A 16,905-nucleotide genomic window follows, 5' to 3' on the forward strand; every position below is an offset into this window, starting at 1 on the left:
TATGAAAATAGCATGAAGGATGTTCATATTTTTTAAAATAAAAAATTATATAACATAACAAAAGCAAAAAGGTATTAGCCTTTTTGCTTTTGTTTAAATGTTATTTATTCGATGCGAAATGCTTTTACATGTTTGATTGGGTTGTCTTTATTGGATCCATCTTCATACAGGATATGAATTGGACCATCTTCTTTTAAAGGTTTGCCTTCCTTTGAAAAGGCAGCAATTAATGTATAAGCCTCTTCTAATGGAATACTTACATCGCCATCTGAAGTTTCAATGACAAATTGGGTGCCAAATGGCTCTGCGTTCTTAATGAATGGTTCTAATTTCATGCCAAATGTTCCAGTTAATAAAATTTCTTTTAAATATCTTTTTGGTTTGGTGGCTGGGGGTGGAGCAGCCCCTTCTTTCAATCCACGATTAAAGGTTTCGGCCATTTTATTCTTATAGATTTCCAATTCATCTGATTCCTCTTGTTTTGCATCAAAATATGTATTTAAATCAATTTTTCGATCATCAAAAATCCATACACCAGCATCAAGTGTAATAGGAAATTTTACTTTACCTTTAAATGGAATTATCATTTTGTTTCCTCCTAACTACTATATTAAAATTATACCTTTTTACAAATTAAATGTCACATTTTGACGAACCTTTGAAAAAACCTAGAACTTCAAGGCAACTAAGTATTTCTTACTTGCATTTAGGGTGATTTCTTAGTAAAATTTTTAAATAGGATTGTCTATTGTAAGGATCGGGGGGATCAATTTGGCGTCTGATATAAAAGTGGACTACCGGGAAAAAGCCTATAATCTATTGAAAATAGACGCGGATAAGATATTGCGTTTAATAAAGGTGCAAATGGATAATTTGACGATGCCCCAATGTCCTTTATATGAAGAGGTGTTGGATACACAAATGTTTGGCCTTTCCCGTGAAATAGATTTCGCAGTAAGATTAGGATTAGTGGATGAAAAGGACGGCAAGGAAATGCTTGATTCTTTAGAGAGAGAACTTACTGCTTTACATGATGCATTCACTAAAAAATAGGCATTTTAAAAACTCAAACAAGTTATCGAATTTGTTTGGGTTTTTTTGATATATAACCCTAATCATATTTTTTACCATTAAAATGACCGTTTTTTAAAGAAGGAAATTTATCATTTTTGAAGAATATCTTTTGTAGACTAAAGGATTGGAAGGTTATTATGTTTAAAAAAATCTTAAAGTCGTTTGACTACTCCATTATCACCGTGTACATACTGCTTTGTTTATTTGGATTAGTAATGGTTTATAGTGCGAGCATGGTAACTGCCATTAGAATAGGACAAAGCAGTGATTTTTTCTATATGAAGCAATTAAAGAATCTTATTCTATCTATAGTTGCATTTGGATTTGCTGCTTTTTTGCCATACAAACTCTACAAATCCAATCGATTTTTAGGGACGATGATGCTTGTATCGATTTTCGGTTTATTAGCTATCTTTGCATGGGGAAGTATTTATAACAATGCAAATAGTTGGTTATCGTTCGGTTCAAGCTCAATACAACCGTCCGAATTTGTTAAATTAAGCGTCATCATATACTTATCAGCAGTATATTCGAAAAAACAAACTTATATCGACCATTTTAATAAAGGGGTCGTTCCACCCATTGCTTTTCTCATCTTTGTTTGTTTCCTAATTGCAATTCAGCCTGATACTGGAACTGCAGGAATAATCTTTTTAATAGGATTGACGATCATTATGTGTTCGGGTATGAAGTTTAAAACATTAATGAAACTATTTGGATTTGGTCTCATTATTATTGGCATACTTTCTCCATTTGTAATCTTAGAAAAAGATAAGATATTTTCACCAACAAAAATGGGGCGCATCACTGGATTTACGGAGCCATTTAAATACGCACAAAAAGAGGGCCATCAGCTGGTTAATTCTTACTTTGCGATTGGTGCAGGCGGATTAAAAGGCCAAGGTCTTGGTCAAAGTATTGAAAAGCTTGGATATCTCCCAGAGCCTCAGACAGACTTTATTATTGCGGTAATTTCAGAGGAGCTTGGAATATTTGGAGTAGCATTTGTCATTGTTGGATTGGCATATTTAGTGTTAAGAGGTATTTACTTAGGACTCAAATGTCAGGATACTTTTGGAAGTCTTTTGTGTATTGGGATATCCAGCATGATTGCAATACAAACGTTTATTAATTTAGGCGGAGCTGTAGGGCTGATTCCAATAACGGGTGTACCACTTCCATTCATTAGTTACGGGGGATCCTCGCTTTTACTATTATCTATTTCTATGGGAATACTAGTAAATATATCGATGTTTATCAATTATGAAGAGAAATATAAAAAGAAAAAGGAAAAACCAGTAACTAGTAAATCAATGAAATATAAAACCTTCAAGGTACAAGGATAAGAAAATTACATCGGAATAATCATGGCAAAGGGGAGAGACATAATGAAAAGAATTGAGAAGATATTGGTAGCGAATCGTGGAGAAATTGCGATACGTGTATTCCGCGCTTGTACGGAGTTAAATATTCGTACAGTTGCTATCTATTCTAAAGAGGATTTGGGCTCTTTCCACCGTTATAAGGCGGATGAGGCTTATTTAGTCGGTGAAGGGAAAAAACCAATTGAGGCTTATTTAGATATAGAAGGTATTATTGAGATTGCTAAACGATCTAATTCAGATGCTATTCATCCGGGATATGGTTTTTTATCAGAGAACATAGAGTTTGCTCGCCGATGTGAAGAGGAAGGAATAATTTTTATTGGGCCAAAAACAGCTCATTTAGATATGTTTGGAGATAAAGTAAAAGCGAAGGAACAAGCTAAATTAGCTAAAATCCCTGTAATTCCTGGGAGTGATGGTCCAGTACAAGATGTGTTGGAAGTACAGGCATTTGCTAATCAGCATGGTTTCCCAATTATTATCAAAGCTTCATTAGGTGGCGGCGGTAGGGGAATGAGAATTGTAAATAGCCTCCAAGAGATAGAAGAAGCTTACCATCGTGCCAAATCAGAGGCTAAAGCAGCTTTTGGGAATGATGAAGTATATGTAGAAAAGTTTGTGCAAAATCCAAAGCATATTGAAGTCCAAATATTAGGAGATAGCGAAGGAACGATTATACATTTATTCGAGCGCGACTGCTCCGTTCAGCGCCGTCATCAAAAAGTCGTTGAAGTAGCACCTTGTGTATCACTATCAGATGACCTTCGCCAAAATATATGTAATGCAGCAGTAAGTTTAATGAAAAATGTTCAATACGTTAATGCGGGTACAGTAGAATTTTTAGTGTCAGAAAATGATTTTTACTTTATTGAAGTAAATCCACGTGTGCAGGTGGAGCATACAATTACGGAAATGATTACAGGTGTGGATATTGTTCAATCTCAAATATTAATTGCTGAGGGGCATCCATTACATGGTGATGTAATTGGGATCCCTGAACAATCCAAACTAACTATTAATGGTTTTGCCATTCAATCGCGTGTTACAACAGAAGATCCTTTAAATAATTTTATGCCGGATACTGGAAAGATCATGGCATATCGTTCTGGGGGCGGGTTTGGGGTACGGCTAGATGCAGGAAATGGATTTCAAGGTGCTGAAATTACACCGTACTATGATTCATTATTAGTGAAGCTGTCGACATGGGGGTTATCTTTTAACCAAGCTGCATCTAAAATGGTCAGAAACTTGCAAGAGTTTCGAATAAGAGGAATCAAAACGAATATCCCATTCCTAATCAATGTTGTAAAGCATGAAAAGTTTATCAATGGACAATATGATACTTCATTTATAGATACAACACCGGAATTATTTAATTTCCCAATCAGCAGAGACCGCGGGACAAAAATGTTGTCTTATATCGGCACTGTAACTATTAATGGTTTCCCGGGCATTGCAAAAAAAGAAAAGCCTATCTTTACAAAGCCCCGCATACCTAAGATTTCCTATTCATCCAGTATTCCGTACGGAACTAAACAGTTATTAGATGAAAAAGGACCATCTGGTGTATTGGATTGGATTAGATCACAGGAACAAGTGTTATTAACCGATACTACTTTTCGAGATGCACATCAATCATTGCTTGCAACGAGAGTCAGAACACATGACCTTAAAAAAATAGCAGAACCAACTTCAAGGCTCATGCCAGAACTTTTTTCGTTAGAAATGTGGGGAGGGGCAACCTTTGATGTTGCATACCGCTTTCTAAAAGAAGATCCGTGGGAGCGATTGGCAGAGCTTAGGGAACGTGTTCCCAATATATTATTTCAAATGCTGTTAAGAGCATCTAATGCAGTAGGATATAAAAACTATCCTGATAATGTCATAAAGGAATTTGTGAGGGAATCGGCATCGAATGGAATCGATGTGTTTCGGATTTTTGACAGCTTAAACTGGGTCAAGGGTATGGAAATCGCCATTGATGCTGTACGGGAAACGGGTAAAATAGCGGAAGCGTCTATCTGTTATACAGGTGATATCGAGGATCCAGCAAGAATAAAATATAATATTCAATACTATAAGGAAATGGCGAAGGAATTAGAGCTTCAAGGTGCACATATTTTAGGCATTAAGGATATGGCAGGGTTATTGAAACCGCAAGCTGCGTACCGTTTAATATCCGAATTAAAAGAAGTTGTTCAAATTCCTATACATCTACACACCCACGACACGAGTGGAAATGGTATATATACATATGCAAAAGCGATTGAAGCCGGTGTCGATATTGTAGATGTTGCTCTGAGCTCTATGGCGGGGCATACATCACAACCAAGCATGAATTCACTTTATTATGCTCTTGAGGGTACAGAAAAAGTCCCGAATATTAATATTCAGGATGTAGAGGAATTATCTCATTACTGGGAAGATGTTAGAAAGTACTATCATGACTTTGAAAGCGGAATGAATGCACCGCATACGGAAATATATCAGCATGAAATGCCTGGTGGCCAATATAGTAATTTGCAGCAACAAGCTAAGGCAGTTGGTCTAGGAGACCGCTGGGAAGAAGTAAAAAATATGTACCGTAGGGTAAACCTTATGTTTGGTGACATTGTGAAAGTAACGCCATCTTCCAAGGTGGTTGGAGATATGGCATTATTCATGGTTCAAAATGATTTGAGCGAGGACGATGTCATTGCGAAAGGATCAAAAATCGATTTTCCAGACTCTGTTATAGAATTATTCGAAGGCTACCTAGGTCAGCCTCATGGCGGTTTTCCGGACAAATTGCAAAAAGCAATATTAAAAGATAAGGAACCAATTACAGTAAGACCTGGAGAATTATTAGCTAATGTCGATTTTAATAGTTTGAGTAATACCTTGAAAAGAGAAACAAATAATAATGAAATTACCATGTTGGACACACTTTCATATGCACTATATCCAAAAGTGTTTTTGGATTATACGAAAACTATAGAACAATATGGAAATGTTTCTGTTATTGATACACCAACCTTCTTCTATGGAATGAATATTGGGGAGATTATAGAAGTAGAGATTGAAACAGGTAAAACCCTTATTGTTCAATTACTTTCTATTGGTCAACCACGTCCGGATGGTACACGAATTATTTATTTTGAACTTAATGGCCAGCCCCGAGAAGTTATTATCCGTGATGAAAGCCTTAAGTCATCGGTTGTCCAGAAGGTAAAAGCGGATCCGAAAAAGGAAGAGCAAATAGGAGCAACTATGCCTGGTACAGTAATAAAAGTGATGGTGAATAAAGGGGATAACATTAAACAGGGTGATCATTTGATGATTACCGAAGCAATGAAAATGGAAACGACGGTGCAAGCACCATTCTCCGGAACTGTAAAAGACATTTATGTCATAAACGGCGATTCCATTCAAACAGGTGATTTATTAATAGAATTGGGAAAAGCATAAAAAAGATGCAGACAATGAAAGTTGTCTGCATCTTTTTACGTTGTTTTGTTAATGTAATTTTGATGTTTAATGTAATAATGATTTCTGTTTACAAGTAAAAGGAAATAACTTAAAAGGCCAAAGAGGCAGGAAATAAATAAAGCATGAAGTAATTCAATATATAGATTTCCTCTGGAAAAAATAATCGATGCACCTGCGATAACCTGAAGTAATACTAGAATAAATGCGATTATTGATCCCCAATATATAACAGGATATTGCTTATAATTTTTTATTGCTATCAGCATGATATATCCAATCCATACGAAAATGAGTGCTGCTGCACAGCGGTGACCCATTTGAATCCATTGATGTATATTCGTTGGGAGCACTGGAGAATTATTAAAGCATAATGGCCAATCTAAACAGGTCATACTTGAATTGGTATGGCGCACAAGTGCACCAGTATAAACAACAAGATAACTATAGATTGTTACTCCAATAAGATGAAACTTCATTCTTCGATCAATGATTAGTGCAGCAGCATTGAATTTTTGATCCACTTCAAAGATTAACAATGTCAATAACAGTACCGAAGCAAAAGATATTAAGGATATTCCGAAATGCAATGCCAGTACGAAACTATTTTGTCCCCAAACAACAGCTGCGGCACCGATTAATGCTTGTAAGATAAGGAAAAACAATGATAGTACTACTAAAAACTTTGTTTCCCTTTTTCCACCGATCGCTTTCCATGACCAAATGGATAAAATTAATAATAGAATTCCAACACTGCCAGAAACAAAACGGTGTGCTAACTCGATGATTGTTTTTATTGTTAGCTGACTAGGGATGATTTCACCGTGGCACAGCGGCCAGGATCTTCCACATCCCATCCCGGAATCCGTTTTTGTCACTAAAGCTCCTCCGATTAATACGAACAGCATTCCGAGCGTTGTTAAGATTGCCAGCCATTTTAAACCTCGATGCAATCTATTCACCTTCTTTTTCTAGAATAATAAAATACTTTAAAGAATGTATATTCTTAACCTTTAGTTTTCTAATAGTAGAAATAAGTACACTTATTGATAGTACATAATCAAGGTGGAAAAAACAAACGAAAATTTTGTTACAGCCTTTTAATTATACGATTTTCATATTTTGTCATTCTCATTTTCATAATGTAGACAAGTAATGGAAAAAATAACAAACAAAACATATCTACAGACACAATATCGACATAATTATGTCAAAAAATATTCACAATAATAATTGCAGTTATGTTTTAATATGAAATTGATGCTTTTTTTGTGAAACCATTGAATATTACAGTCTATTTGTGTTTGTTTTGTGGTAAACTTTAAATGTTGGTTTTTAGGGAGGCACTATTTTCCACTAGAATAACGTTAAAAATGAACAATTAGCGACAATTTGTGGAATTATAGAAATTATATAAGATTTGTTTTATAGTAAATCTATATGTGTATTTAACATGAGGGGAGGGAAAAAAATGTCTAATAGTCGAGTTATCGCAAGTGTTGAAAAAACAGATATTCCGGAGACTACCGCATTAAAAGATTTTTTATCACTAATAAAAATTGGGATTGTTAACTCTAACCTAATTACAACATTTACCGGATTATGGTTAGCGATCGTTTTTACAGAAAAACATTTTTTTCAATCTCTTGATATTGTCCTTCTTACATTAATAGGTTCTGGTTTAATAATTGCTGGTTCGTGTGCATTAAATAATTATATTGATCGAGATATTGATCAAATAATGCATAGTAAGAGATCACGCCCTACTGTAACAGGTAAGATTAGTGCCGGAAAAGTATTGGCACTTGGACTTTTCTTTGTTGTTTTAGGATTGATTTTATTATTTATGACTACGATAACCGCTGGTGTAATTGGAATTATCGGTGTGTTTAGTTATGTAGTTTTATATACTATGTGGTCAAAGCGTCAATTCGTAAGCAATACGGTAATTGGCAGTGTTCCAGGTGCAGTACCTCCGTTAATCGGTTGGGCTGCAGTAGATTCACATTTACATACAGTAGCCTGGATTTTATTCTTATTAATGTTTATATGGCAACCGCCGCATTTCTACGCATTGGCAATGAAACGATGTGAAGAATATCGGGCAGCAGGAATTCCTATGCTTCCGGTTGTAAAAGGATTTAAAACCACGAAAGTTCATATGGTTGTATGGGTAGCATGCTTACTTCCTCTTCCATTTTTCTTATTTTCATTAGGAATCCCTTTTGTTGTTTTGGCAACTGTCTTTAATGTTGGTTGGCTTGCTTTAGGGTTATATGGATATAAGATGAAGGATGATTTAAAATGGGCGAAGCTAATGTTCGTCTACTCGTTAAATTATTTAACAATATTATTCGTGGCAATGGTTATCCTAACTCTTATTAAATAGGGAATTCTTTCTTTAAAGAGAAATCCAAATATATTTTTTGTCCTTGTAAACTTATAAGACATAATAGAAAGAGGGGTTCGAAAAGGCTATGAAACAATGGCTGAAAAACGCGCGTTTAATATCAGTGTTTGCTATGTTTGCTGTATTAGCGCTTGCTCTTTCTGGCTGTGGAAAACCATATTTATCAACATTGGATCCAGCCGGTGAAGTTGCTAAAAAACAATATCATCTGATGCTTCTAAGCACAGGTATCATGGTAATTGTTATTGCAGTAGTTGTAATAATTTATGTTACTGCATTAATTCGTTTCCGTCGCAAAAAAGGAAAGGAAGATTTTATTCCGAAACAAGTTGAAGGAAACCATGTTTTAGAAATTGTTTGGACTGTTATTCCGATTATTTTACTGGTCATTTTAGCAATTCCAGTTGTCGCTACTACCTTTAACTTAGGTGATACGAAGGCGATGGATAAAAAAGATAAAAACGGACATTCCAAAGTGCTTGTTGTAAATGTTCGTGCCAGCCTATACTGGTGGGAATTTGAATATCCGGATGAAGGTATTGTAACAAGTCAAACACTGGTATTGCCGGAAGACCAAAAGGTCTATTTCAATGTGAAAGCATCTGATGTAAAGCACTCTTTCTGGATTCCAGCAGTTGGAGGCAAGATTGACGCAAACGTTGATAATGTCAACAAATTCTGGCTAGAAGTAGACAGCAAAAAAGCAAAGGATGCAAACAATTTATTCTACGGAAAATGTGCGGAGCTTTGCGGTCCGTCCCATGGTTTAATGGATTTCAAAGTGAAAACAATGTCCCAAGCAGATTTTGCTAGCTGGATCGACAAAATGAAAGCTGATACAAATCCTAAACCGACAACAGCATTAGCTACTGATGGTGAAAATGTTTTCAAACAATCATGTGCTGGCTGCCATGCTGTATCTCCAGTAGACAAAAGACCTGAAGCAGCTCGTCAAGCACCTAACTTAGCAACATTCGGTGAGCGTGAGCGAATCGCAGGTATATTAGATCACAATAAAGAAAACTTAAAGAAATGGATTAAAAATCCACAAGCCTATAAACCAGGTAATGAAATGCCTGCTTTTGAAAAATCGTTATCTGATCAAGATTTAGATGCATTAGCAGATTACCTAATGGGCTTAAAAGTGGAATAAATTAATAGTTTTTAGGCACAAAAGGGAGGTTTAACTGTGAGTACTAAAGCTCAAAAGAAAGGTTTTGGTGCTACCATTTGGGATTACTTAACTACAGTAGACCATAAAAAGATCGCCATCTTATACCTTATTGCAGGTGGTCTGTTCTTTTTAATCGGTGGTATTGAAGCCATGATGATTCGTATTCAGCTTGCAATTCCTGACAATAACTTTGTTAGTGCAGGTCTATATAATGAAGTGCTTACTATGCACGGTACGACAATGATCTTCTTAGCGGCAATGCCTTTGGTATTTGCATTTATGAATGCTGTAATGCCGCTACAAATTGGAGCGCGTGATGTTGCATTTCCATTTGTCAATTCTTTAGGTTTTTGGCTCTTCTTTTTCGGAGGGGTTTTCCTAAACTTATCATGGTTCTTAGGTGGAGCACCTGATGCAGGATGGACTTCTTATGCATCGTTGTCAATTGAGTCACCAGGACATGGAATTGATTTCTATTCATTAGGCTTACAGCTATCAGGTTTTGGTACCTTAATGGGAGGGATTAATTTCCTAGTAACCATTATTAATATGCGTGCACCTGGTATGACCTATATGCGTATGCCAATGTTTACTTGGACTACTTTTGTTACATCAGCATTAATTTTATTTGCATTCCCTCCACTTACAGTTGGGTTGTTCTTAATGACATTTGACCGTATGTTCGGAGCACAATTCTTTGATGTTGCCGGCGGAGGAAATACAATTATTTGGGAACACTTATTCTGGATCTTCGGACATCCAGAAGTTTATATCTTGATTTTGCCGGCATTCGGTATTTTTTCAGAAATTATTCCAGTATTCTCAAGAAAAAGACTTTTTGGATATTCATCGATGGTTTTCGCAACCGTATTAATCGGATTTTTAGGTTTCATGGTATGGGCACACCATATGTTTACAGTAGGACTAGGGAATGTTGCTAACGCTATTTTTGCGGTAGCTACTATGACAATTGCTATTCCAACAGGTATGAAGATTTTCAACTGGTTACTTAGTATGTGGGGCGGAAATATTAAATTTACAACTCCAATGCTATGGTCTGCTGCTTTTATCCCATCATTCCTTATGGGTGGTGTAACAGGGGTAATGCTTGCCGCAGCACCAGCTGATTATCAATATCACGATTCCTATTTCGTAGTTGCACACTTCCACTATGTAATTGTTGGTGGGGTTGTATTTGCACTAATTGCAGGAACTCAATTTTATTGGCCAAAAATGTTCGGTACAATGCTGAACGAAACATTAGGAAAGATTACATTCTGGACTTTCTTGATTGGCTTCCATTTAACATTCTTTATTCAGCATTTCCTAGGTCTTTTAGGTATGCCACGTCGTGTATGGAAGTTCTTGCCAAACCAAGGTTGGGATTCTGCGAACTTAATAAGCTCTATCGGGGCAGCGTTCATGGCATTCGGTGTTATTGTCATGTTAATCAATATCGTTATTACAACTGTGAAAAACAAACGTGTTGGAAATGACCCGTGGGGAGACGGACGTACTCTTGAATGGGCATTACCATCACCGCCTCCATTCTATAATTTCAAACAGCTTCCACTTGTTCGCGGTGTCGATACTTGGTGGATTGAAAAAATGGAAGGCAAAAAAGAATTAACGCCAGCGGAGCCACTTGGTGATATACATATGCCAGATGCATCTATATTACCAGTAGTAATTTCAGGAGGCTTATTTATTGCAGCCTTTGGTGCACTTTATCATGGAGATAAAGGTAATACTTGGGGTGTACCAGTACTTATTATCGGAATTGGTATTGCACTATTGGGTATGTTAATTCGTTCCGTAAAAGATTATCATGGATTTCATATTCATAAAGAAGATCTTTTGAAAGAAGATAATGATAAGGGGGTTAAGGCATAATGCATGTAGAAGAACAATTCACGCCTAAAACCTGGCCTGAATCGCCTGAAAAAGCAACCCTCGAAGGAAAAAATAAATTTTTAGGCTTTTGGTTTTTCCTTGGTGGCGAAACAGTACTGTTTGCTTCTCTTTTTGCGACTTATATTGCCTTGAAGGATAAGGTTCCAAATCCTTCAATGGCTCATGCAAAAGACTTGTTTGAATTGCCGCTATCGTTTTTAGCAACGATGCTGCTTTTAACTAGTTCGATTACAAGCGTGTACGCAATGTACCATATGAAAAACTTTGCATTTAAAAAGATGCAAGCTTGGTTACTAATTACCGTTTTATTAGGAGCAGGTTTCCTTGGAACAGAAGTTTATGAATTCCATCATTATGTAACCGAGTTTAATCATACTTTTACTAGTAGTGCTTTCGGTTCTGCATTCTATACATTAGTTGGTTTTCATGGAGGTCACGTTGCTTTTGGACTTCTTTGGATTCTTTCACTAATGCTGAGAAATGCTGGTCGTGGATTAAACCTATATAATGCACCAAAGTTTTATGTTGCAAGCTTGTACTGGCATTTCATCGACGTTGTATGGGTTTTCATTTTCACAGTCGTATACTTAATGGGAATGGTGGGATAAGAATATGACAAATGAACAAGTAAAAACTGGCAACCCAAGAGTTGATTATGAATATCGTCGAAGAAAAAGTGCGGAGGAAATGAAGTATCAAATTGTTTCTTTTGCATTAATGATCTTCTTAACGCTTATTGCATTTGGAGCTGTATATGCTGATTTTTCAAAATGGTTTACAATTCCAATTATTTTATTGCTTGCAATTGTGCAGGTAATCTTTCAATTGTATTATTTCATGCATATGAGTCATAAAGGCCATGAGGCTCCACAATTGTTCATGTATTCGGGAGTTTTCGTAGCATTCCTTACCATCTTGACCTTTAGCACAATTATTTGGTGGTAAGCAAAAAATCCAGTCATTTTTTGGCTGGATTTTTTTTATATAGGAAAAGTTTATGAAACTGTCACGAACTACTCCCTCATCACATTGAAGTCTGGAATGAACAAAAGTATAATGTAAGTTGAGCGTTTAACTAAGTGAGGTGAAAATAGATGGGAGCAATTAGTATTTTTGGCTTTCGCGCGCTATGGAGCCCATTCTTTTTATTAACATTGTTATTTATAACTGCTTTATATTTTCTAATAACAACAGTTTGGAGAAAAGATATTAAAGATAGTGAACCATTACAAATACGTCAGGCATTATATTTTGTCAGTTCGATGGTATTATTATATGCGGTTAAGGGCTCACCAATTGATTTGCTTGGGCATATTATGTTTACAATGCATATGGTTCAGATGTCATTTTTAGTTATGATTATTGCACCATTATTCATATTAGGTATCCCAAACTGGCTCTGGCTCTCCGTGTTGAAGTTACCGGTCATAAAACAACTATTCGGTTTATTTACTAAACCAGTGCTATCCGTTGTTTTATTTAATGTTTTCTTTTCTTTATATCATTTGCCTTTAGTATTTGATACGATAAAGAAAAGTGAAGCCATGCATGGATTGTATACATTATTCTTATTTATCCTGGCTGTTTTTCTATGGTGGCCAATGATTAATAAGGTTCCTGGTCAAAATAAATTATCTGGTGTCAAAAAGGTAGCGTATTTAATTACAAGCGCTATATTACTAACACCAGCCTGTGGTATCATCATATTTGCCAGTCATCCAATTTATCAAACGTATTACAACAGCACAAGCTGGCTGCAGGCGATGTCTCTATGTGTACCGTCAGATACATTGGCAAACTTAAATTTAAGTGGCCCAGAGCTTTTTTCATGGCTCCCTATATTGGAGGATCAGCAATTAGGCGGGGTTATTATGAAAATCGTTCAAGAAATAGTCGATATTATTGTTCTTGGAACCATCCTCTTTGAATGGTTTAAAAAGGATCAAGAGGAAGCAGATAAGATTACAGAAATAATGCTTGCTAATAAACCGGAACCAATAAAATAACTTATAGAAGGAGTTCTTCCTTCTTCATACATACTATTAAAATAATTATTTGAGAGGACGAAATTATGTCAGTACCTATTTTGCCAACTATCAGTACTTCCTGTATCGTTATTAGTGCAATTTTTGTTGCAATCGGTTGGTCATTTATTAAAAAGAAAAAAACAGATCAACATATGAGAATGATGGTATGCGCTGCTATTTTTGCCGTTACGTTTTTTATTATTTATGCAACAAGAACCATTTTTATAGGAAACACCTCATTTGGAGGTCCTGAAAATATAAAGATTTTTTATACCGTTTTTCTTATTTTCCACATCACGTTAGCGACTGTTGGAGCCGTGTTAGGTATTATTTCTTTATGGACGGGCTATAAAAAGAAATATCAATTTCATCGTAAATTAGGTCCAGTTACCAGCAATATTTGGTTTTTTACAGCCATTACAGGTGTAATTGTTTATTTGCTATTATATGTCTTTTATCATGGCGGAGAAACTACTTCAGTGATTAAGGCGATATTGGGCACATAAAAAAAACAGTTCAGGATTCTCACCTGAACTGTTTTTTTTTACTCTGCAAATTCAGCAGCATCTGCTTTAATATCTGCAAGAAGTTTTTCACATTGTTTCACTAAATGTTGTGGATACACTTCATCTTCGCCATATTCCACTCCGTGAGGGTAATAATGTTTTCCTAAGATTGGAACCATTAATTGAATAACTGCGTCGAATGTATCTACATCACCTTCAATAGCATATCCTTGAACTCGAAGATAATAGATGCCTTCTTTGATTTGTAATTTACGGTCATACGATACACGTTCATAATCCCATTGACCAGCACGTACCATCCCATGTCTTGCCATCACATCATCTAATCGATTTAAATCGATTTTTAATGACTGAATACCTGTATTTTCAAATTTCATACTTTTACCTCCTAATCACAGTAAAGCATTTCTATTATTAAAATGCACAATTTGTCTCATGTTTAATAATAGTCCATAATTTACTAACTTTCAATGTATACATTGTGAAAAAAATAAGAAACGAGCACAATGATTTTTAAATAATTTTGTTGAAATTCAAATACGCTTATACTTGATATAAAAATAGGATGAAAGTATGAAATGTATTAAAATAGTGCGGTTTTCTTGATATGACTGAATATTATAGTATAAACTCCTATAAATTCAATGCTATAATAAATTTATTAGCTTTGATAATAAAACAGTATATTTAAAAATATAATCTAATGACAAAGGAGGAACGAAACTGCGAACCGTACTAAAAGTTTTTGTCATACTAGTTATTATATTTGTTATAAGTTTATACTTTCATTTGCGACCGGAAAATAGCAGCGGTATTTTGAATGGAGATAATAGCTCTCAGCAGCCCAAACTAGATCAGAAAAATATATTAAAAAAACAAGAAGATGATAAAAACTATAAACGCCCGTCAATAGGAATATCTACTTTAATAGGAAAAAGTACAAGCGTACTTGTGAAGGAGTTTGGGAAGCCTGCAAGAATTGATCCTTCGGCATATGATTATGACTGGTGGATTTACAATCAAAACGGCCATACATATTTTCAGGCGGGAGTAGAAAACGGCAGAGTAGTTACGATATTTGCTATTGGTAATCAGCTTGATATTAGTCCGTTCAAGCTAGGGGAAAAAATTGAGGATATATATAAATCCATTTTACTAAATACCGAAGTGCTTGTTAATTATAAAAAAGGCTATTATCGGTTTGAATTATCGGAGGAAGATTTAAATATACGACCTCTTGTTAAATTAGGTGATATATTTGCACAGCTTTCACTAGATAAATTTACTGGTACTTTATCTAGTATCCGATTTATGGATAAAGAAACACTTATTAAACAAAGGCAATATGAAATGGTTTATCGTGGAGAGCTCATTAAACCCCAAGATCCTGATGAAGCACAATGGAAGTCCATTGAAAAAGGTAGTGAGCAGCAAATATTTGACTTAACGAATATTATTCGTGAAAGATTTAAATTAAATGAGCTGGAATGGGATAATGATGTAGCGGAAGTTGCTTACCAACATAGTGAGGATATGTTCAAGGAGCAATATTTTTCCCATGAGTCTCCAAAGTATGGGGATTTAGCGAAAAGATTAGAATCTGCACATGTATTTTATCAATTAGCAGGCGAAAACATTGCTGCTCAATATTTGGACGGGCCTGCCGCGGTAGAAGGCTGGTTAAACTCCGAGGGCCATAGAAAATCCTTGTTGGAAAAAAACTTTACACATCTTGGGGTAGGAGTATATCAAAAGTATTATACACAAAACTTTATTGAAAAGAGTTGGAAATAAAAATCCGAGCGAATCTGCTCGGATTTTATTTATGATAGGAGGTTATCCTTTTTTTATAATAAAAAAGGTACCAGTGCAATGTGCAATTTTTTTTCCACCATCACAAAATGCTGAACCTTCCATTACTATGGTTTTGGATCCTTTATGGATAATCTTTGCTGTTGTCTCCAGTATTTCCCCTTTTCCGGGTGCAATATAATGTATCGCCAAATTAGAAGTAACAGCTCCATAGCCTTCAGGCAATACTAAATTAGCTAATGTTCCCATGGCAGTATCTAAAACAGTAGCGGTAATTCCACCGTGTACGATCCCGAGAGAATTATCCGATAACTTATTTATAGGGATAGTAATTTTGTATTCATTATCCAATTCAAGCTTATTCATATTTAGAATGGCAGAAATATAGGAATCATAATTTTGTTGTTTTTTGCTAATTACTCCGCCTAATAATTGATGGATGACTTTTAGGTCCTCATCAGTTGCATCTTTCATGCATTGATCAAATAATTTTTCAACCTCTTGCTTATCCATTTTTGTTAATCCCTCTTGTTCATTAGTTTTCACCTCTACCATGATAGCAAAAAAAACCTTCCATGAAAACTTTTTCACCTTTTCTATGCGCTTATCATATTTTGGTATTAATTACGAATAAAAGTGTGCTTATTTCACATAAGCCTTGACTGATAGAGGTGAAAAAATATGGCTACCAAAAAACTTCACCCTTCTGTTGAAAAATTTAAATCATTTGTGAAAGAACATCCCGGGCTTATTAAGGAAGTTCGCAAGGGTGAACAAACTTGGCAGGATTTATTTGAAGATTGGTACTTACTAGGTGAAGATGATCCACGTTGGGAATCGTATCAAAACGAAAATGCAGAAGGCACGCAAGCAAAAGAAGCAAAATCAAAAAGCTCGTCAAAATCGGAGAAAGGCTGGATGAATCAGATAGGCACTGTCCTGCAAAAAATGGATCCTGACCAAATGCAGCATCATATAAATAATTTAAGTCAGGCAATAGCAGCGGTTCAAGGGGTGTTGGCCCAGTTTCAAAGTCCTTCTTCAAATCAAGTACAAAATCCAGCATCTCCTGAGGCAAAGAATCCATTTTCTTTCCGAAAAGATTAAGAATGGAGCG

Annotated in this window: 16 protein-coding genes; 12 read left to right on the top strand and 4 right to left on the bottom strand. The window is 35.5% G+C overall.

Translation table 11 applies throughout. The features are described 5' to 3' along the window. Positions 1–104: 104 nt before the first annotated feature. Positions 105–587: a peptidyl-prolyl cis-trans isomerase gene (locus KHA87_RS03730; protein WP_213092760.1), complete on the bottom strand. Its 483-nt coding sequence runs from the start codon at positions 585–587 to the stop codon at positions 105–107. 184 nt (positions 588–771) lie between these two features. Between KHA87_RS03730 and KHA87_RS03735 the strand changes: the two genes are divergently transcribed. The 3 genes from KHA87_RS03735 to pyc all read left to right on the top strand — a co-directional run bounded on the left by KHA87_RS03735 (position 772) and on the right by pyc (position 5,906). Next, positions 772–1,053, top strand: a complete 282-nt coding sequence (locus KHA87_RS03735; protein WP_213092761.1) for an Fpa/YlaN family protein — start codon at positions 772–774, stop codon at positions 1,051–1,053. A 158-nt stretch (positions 1,054–1,211) separates the two neighbouring features. Beyond that, a complete protein-coding gene (locus KHA87_RS03740; protein ID WP_213092762.1) occupies positions 1,212–2,420 on the top strand; it encodes an FtsW/RodA/SpoVE family cell cycle protein in 1,209 nt (402 codons plus the stop codon). Positions 2,421–2,462: 42 nt separating this feature from the next. After that, positions 2,463–5,906, top strand: coding sequence for a pyruvate carboxylase (gene pyc / locus KHA87_RS03745; protein WP_213092763.1), 3,444 nt, complete (start codon positions 2,463–2,465; stop codon positions 5,904–5,906). 35 nt (positions 5,907–5,941) lie between these two features. On the opposite strand, the gene KHA87_RS03750 is transcribed toward pyc, so the two are convergent. Beyond that, complete coding sequence (locus KHA87_RS03750; protein ID WP_213092764.1) at positions 5,942–6,877, bottom strand: COX15/CtaA family protein; 936 nt, start codon at positions 6,875–6,877, stop codon at positions 5,942–5,944. 518 nt (positions 6,878–7,395) lie between these two features. Here KHA87_RS03750 and cyoE point away from each other — a divergent pair. The 7 genes from cyoE to KHA87_RS03785 all read left to right on the top strand — a co-directional run bounded on the left by cyoE (position 7,396) and on the right by KHA87_RS03785 (position 13,955). Continuing rightward, positions 7,396–8,313 carry a heme o synthase gene (cyoE, locus tag KHA87_RS03755; RefSeq protein ID WP_213092765.1) on the top strand — a complete coding sequence of 306 codons (918 nt, stop codon included), beginning with the start codon at positions 7,396–7,398 and terminating at the stop codon, positions 8,311–8,313. Positions 8,314–8,401: 88 nt separating this feature from the next. After that, positions 8,402–9,487 carry a cytochrome c oxidase subunit II gene (gene coxB, locus KHA87_RS03760; RefSeq protein ID WP_213092766.1) on the top strand — a complete coding sequence of 362 codons (1,086 nt, stop codon included), beginning with the start codon at positions 8,402–8,404 and terminating at the stop codon, positions 9,485–9,487. Positions 9,488–9,523: 36 nt separating this feature from the next. Further along, positions 9,524–11,401: a cytochrome c oxidase subunit I gene (ctaD, locus tag KHA87_RS03765; protein WP_213092767.1), complete on the top strand. Its 1,878-nt coding sequence runs from the start codon at positions 9,524–9,526 to the stop codon at positions 11,399–11,401. Further along, a complete protein-coding gene (locus KHA87_RS03770) occupies positions 11,401–12,030 on the top strand; it encodes a cytochrome (ubi)quinol oxidase subunit III (RefSeq protein WP_213092768.1) in 630 nt (209 codons plus the stop codon). The genes ctaD and KHA87_RS03770 overlap by 1 nt, the downstream gene beginning before the upstream one ends. 4 nt (positions 12,031–12,034) lie before the next feature. After that, positions 12,035–12,367, top strand: a complete 333-nt coding sequence (ctaF, locus tag KHA87_RS03775) for a cytochrome c oxidase subunit IVB (RefSeq protein ID WP_213092769.1) — start codon at positions 12,035–12,037, stop codon at positions 12,365–12,367. Positions 12,368–12,516: 149 nt separating this feature from the next. Continuing rightward, on the top strand, positions 12,517–13,428 hold the full coding sequence (gene ctaG, locus KHA87_RS03780; RefSeq protein ID WP_213092770.1) for a cytochrome c oxidase assembly factor CtaG: 912 nt from the start codon (positions 12,517–12,519) through the stop codon (positions 13,426–13,428). Between the two features lie 65 nt (positions 13,429–13,493). Continuing rightward, on the top strand, positions 13,494–13,955 hold the full coding sequence (locus KHA87_RS03785; RefSeq protein ID WP_213092771.1) for a DUF420 domain-containing protein: 462 nt from the start codon (positions 13,494–13,496) through the stop codon (positions 13,953–13,955). A gap of 38 nt (positions 13,956–13,993) precedes the next feature. Here the strand turns inward: KHA87_RS03785 and KHA87_RS03790 are convergent, their stop codons facing one another. Then, positions 13,994–14,353 (bottom strand): YugN family protein, encoded by a 360-nt coding sequence (locus KHA87_RS03790; protein WP_213092772.1) that lies wholly within the window; start codon positions 14,351–14,353, stop codon positions 13,994–13,996. 346 nt (positions 14,354–14,699) lie between these two features. Between KHA87_RS03790 and KHA87_RS03795 the strand changes: the two genes are divergently transcribed. Then, positions 14,700–15,770 carry a CAP domain-containing protein gene (locus KHA87_RS03795; RefSeq protein WP_213094234.1) on the top strand — a complete coding sequence of 357 codons (1,071 nt, stop codon included), beginning with the start codon at positions 14,700–14,702 and terminating at the stop codon, positions 15,768–15,770. A 42-nt stretch (positions 15,771–15,812) separates the two neighbouring features. Here the strand turns inward: KHA87_RS03795 and KHA87_RS03800 are convergent, their stop codons facing one another. Beyond that, on the bottom strand, positions 15,813–16,343 hold the full coding sequence (locus tag KHA87_RS03800) for a PaaI family thioesterase (RefSeq protein WP_249310114.1): 531 nt from the start codon (positions 16,341–16,343) through the stop codon (positions 15,813–15,815). A 126-nt stretch (positions 16,344–16,469) separates the two neighbouring features. On the opposite strand from KHA87_RS03800, the gene KHA87_RS03805 reads away from it, so the two are divergent. Then, positions 16,470–16,895 (top strand): YlbD family protein, encoded by a 426-nt coding sequence (locus KHA87_RS03805; protein ID WP_213092773.1) that lies wholly within the window; start codon positions 16,470–16,472, stop codon positions 16,893–16,895. The last annotated feature ends 10 nt before the right edge of the window (positions 16,896–16,905 follow it).

Origin of the sequence: Bacillus sp. FJAT-49736, from assembly GCF_018343615.1 — a bacterium.
Lineage (GTDB): Bacteria > Bacillota > Bacilli > Bacillales > Bacillaceae_C > Margalitia.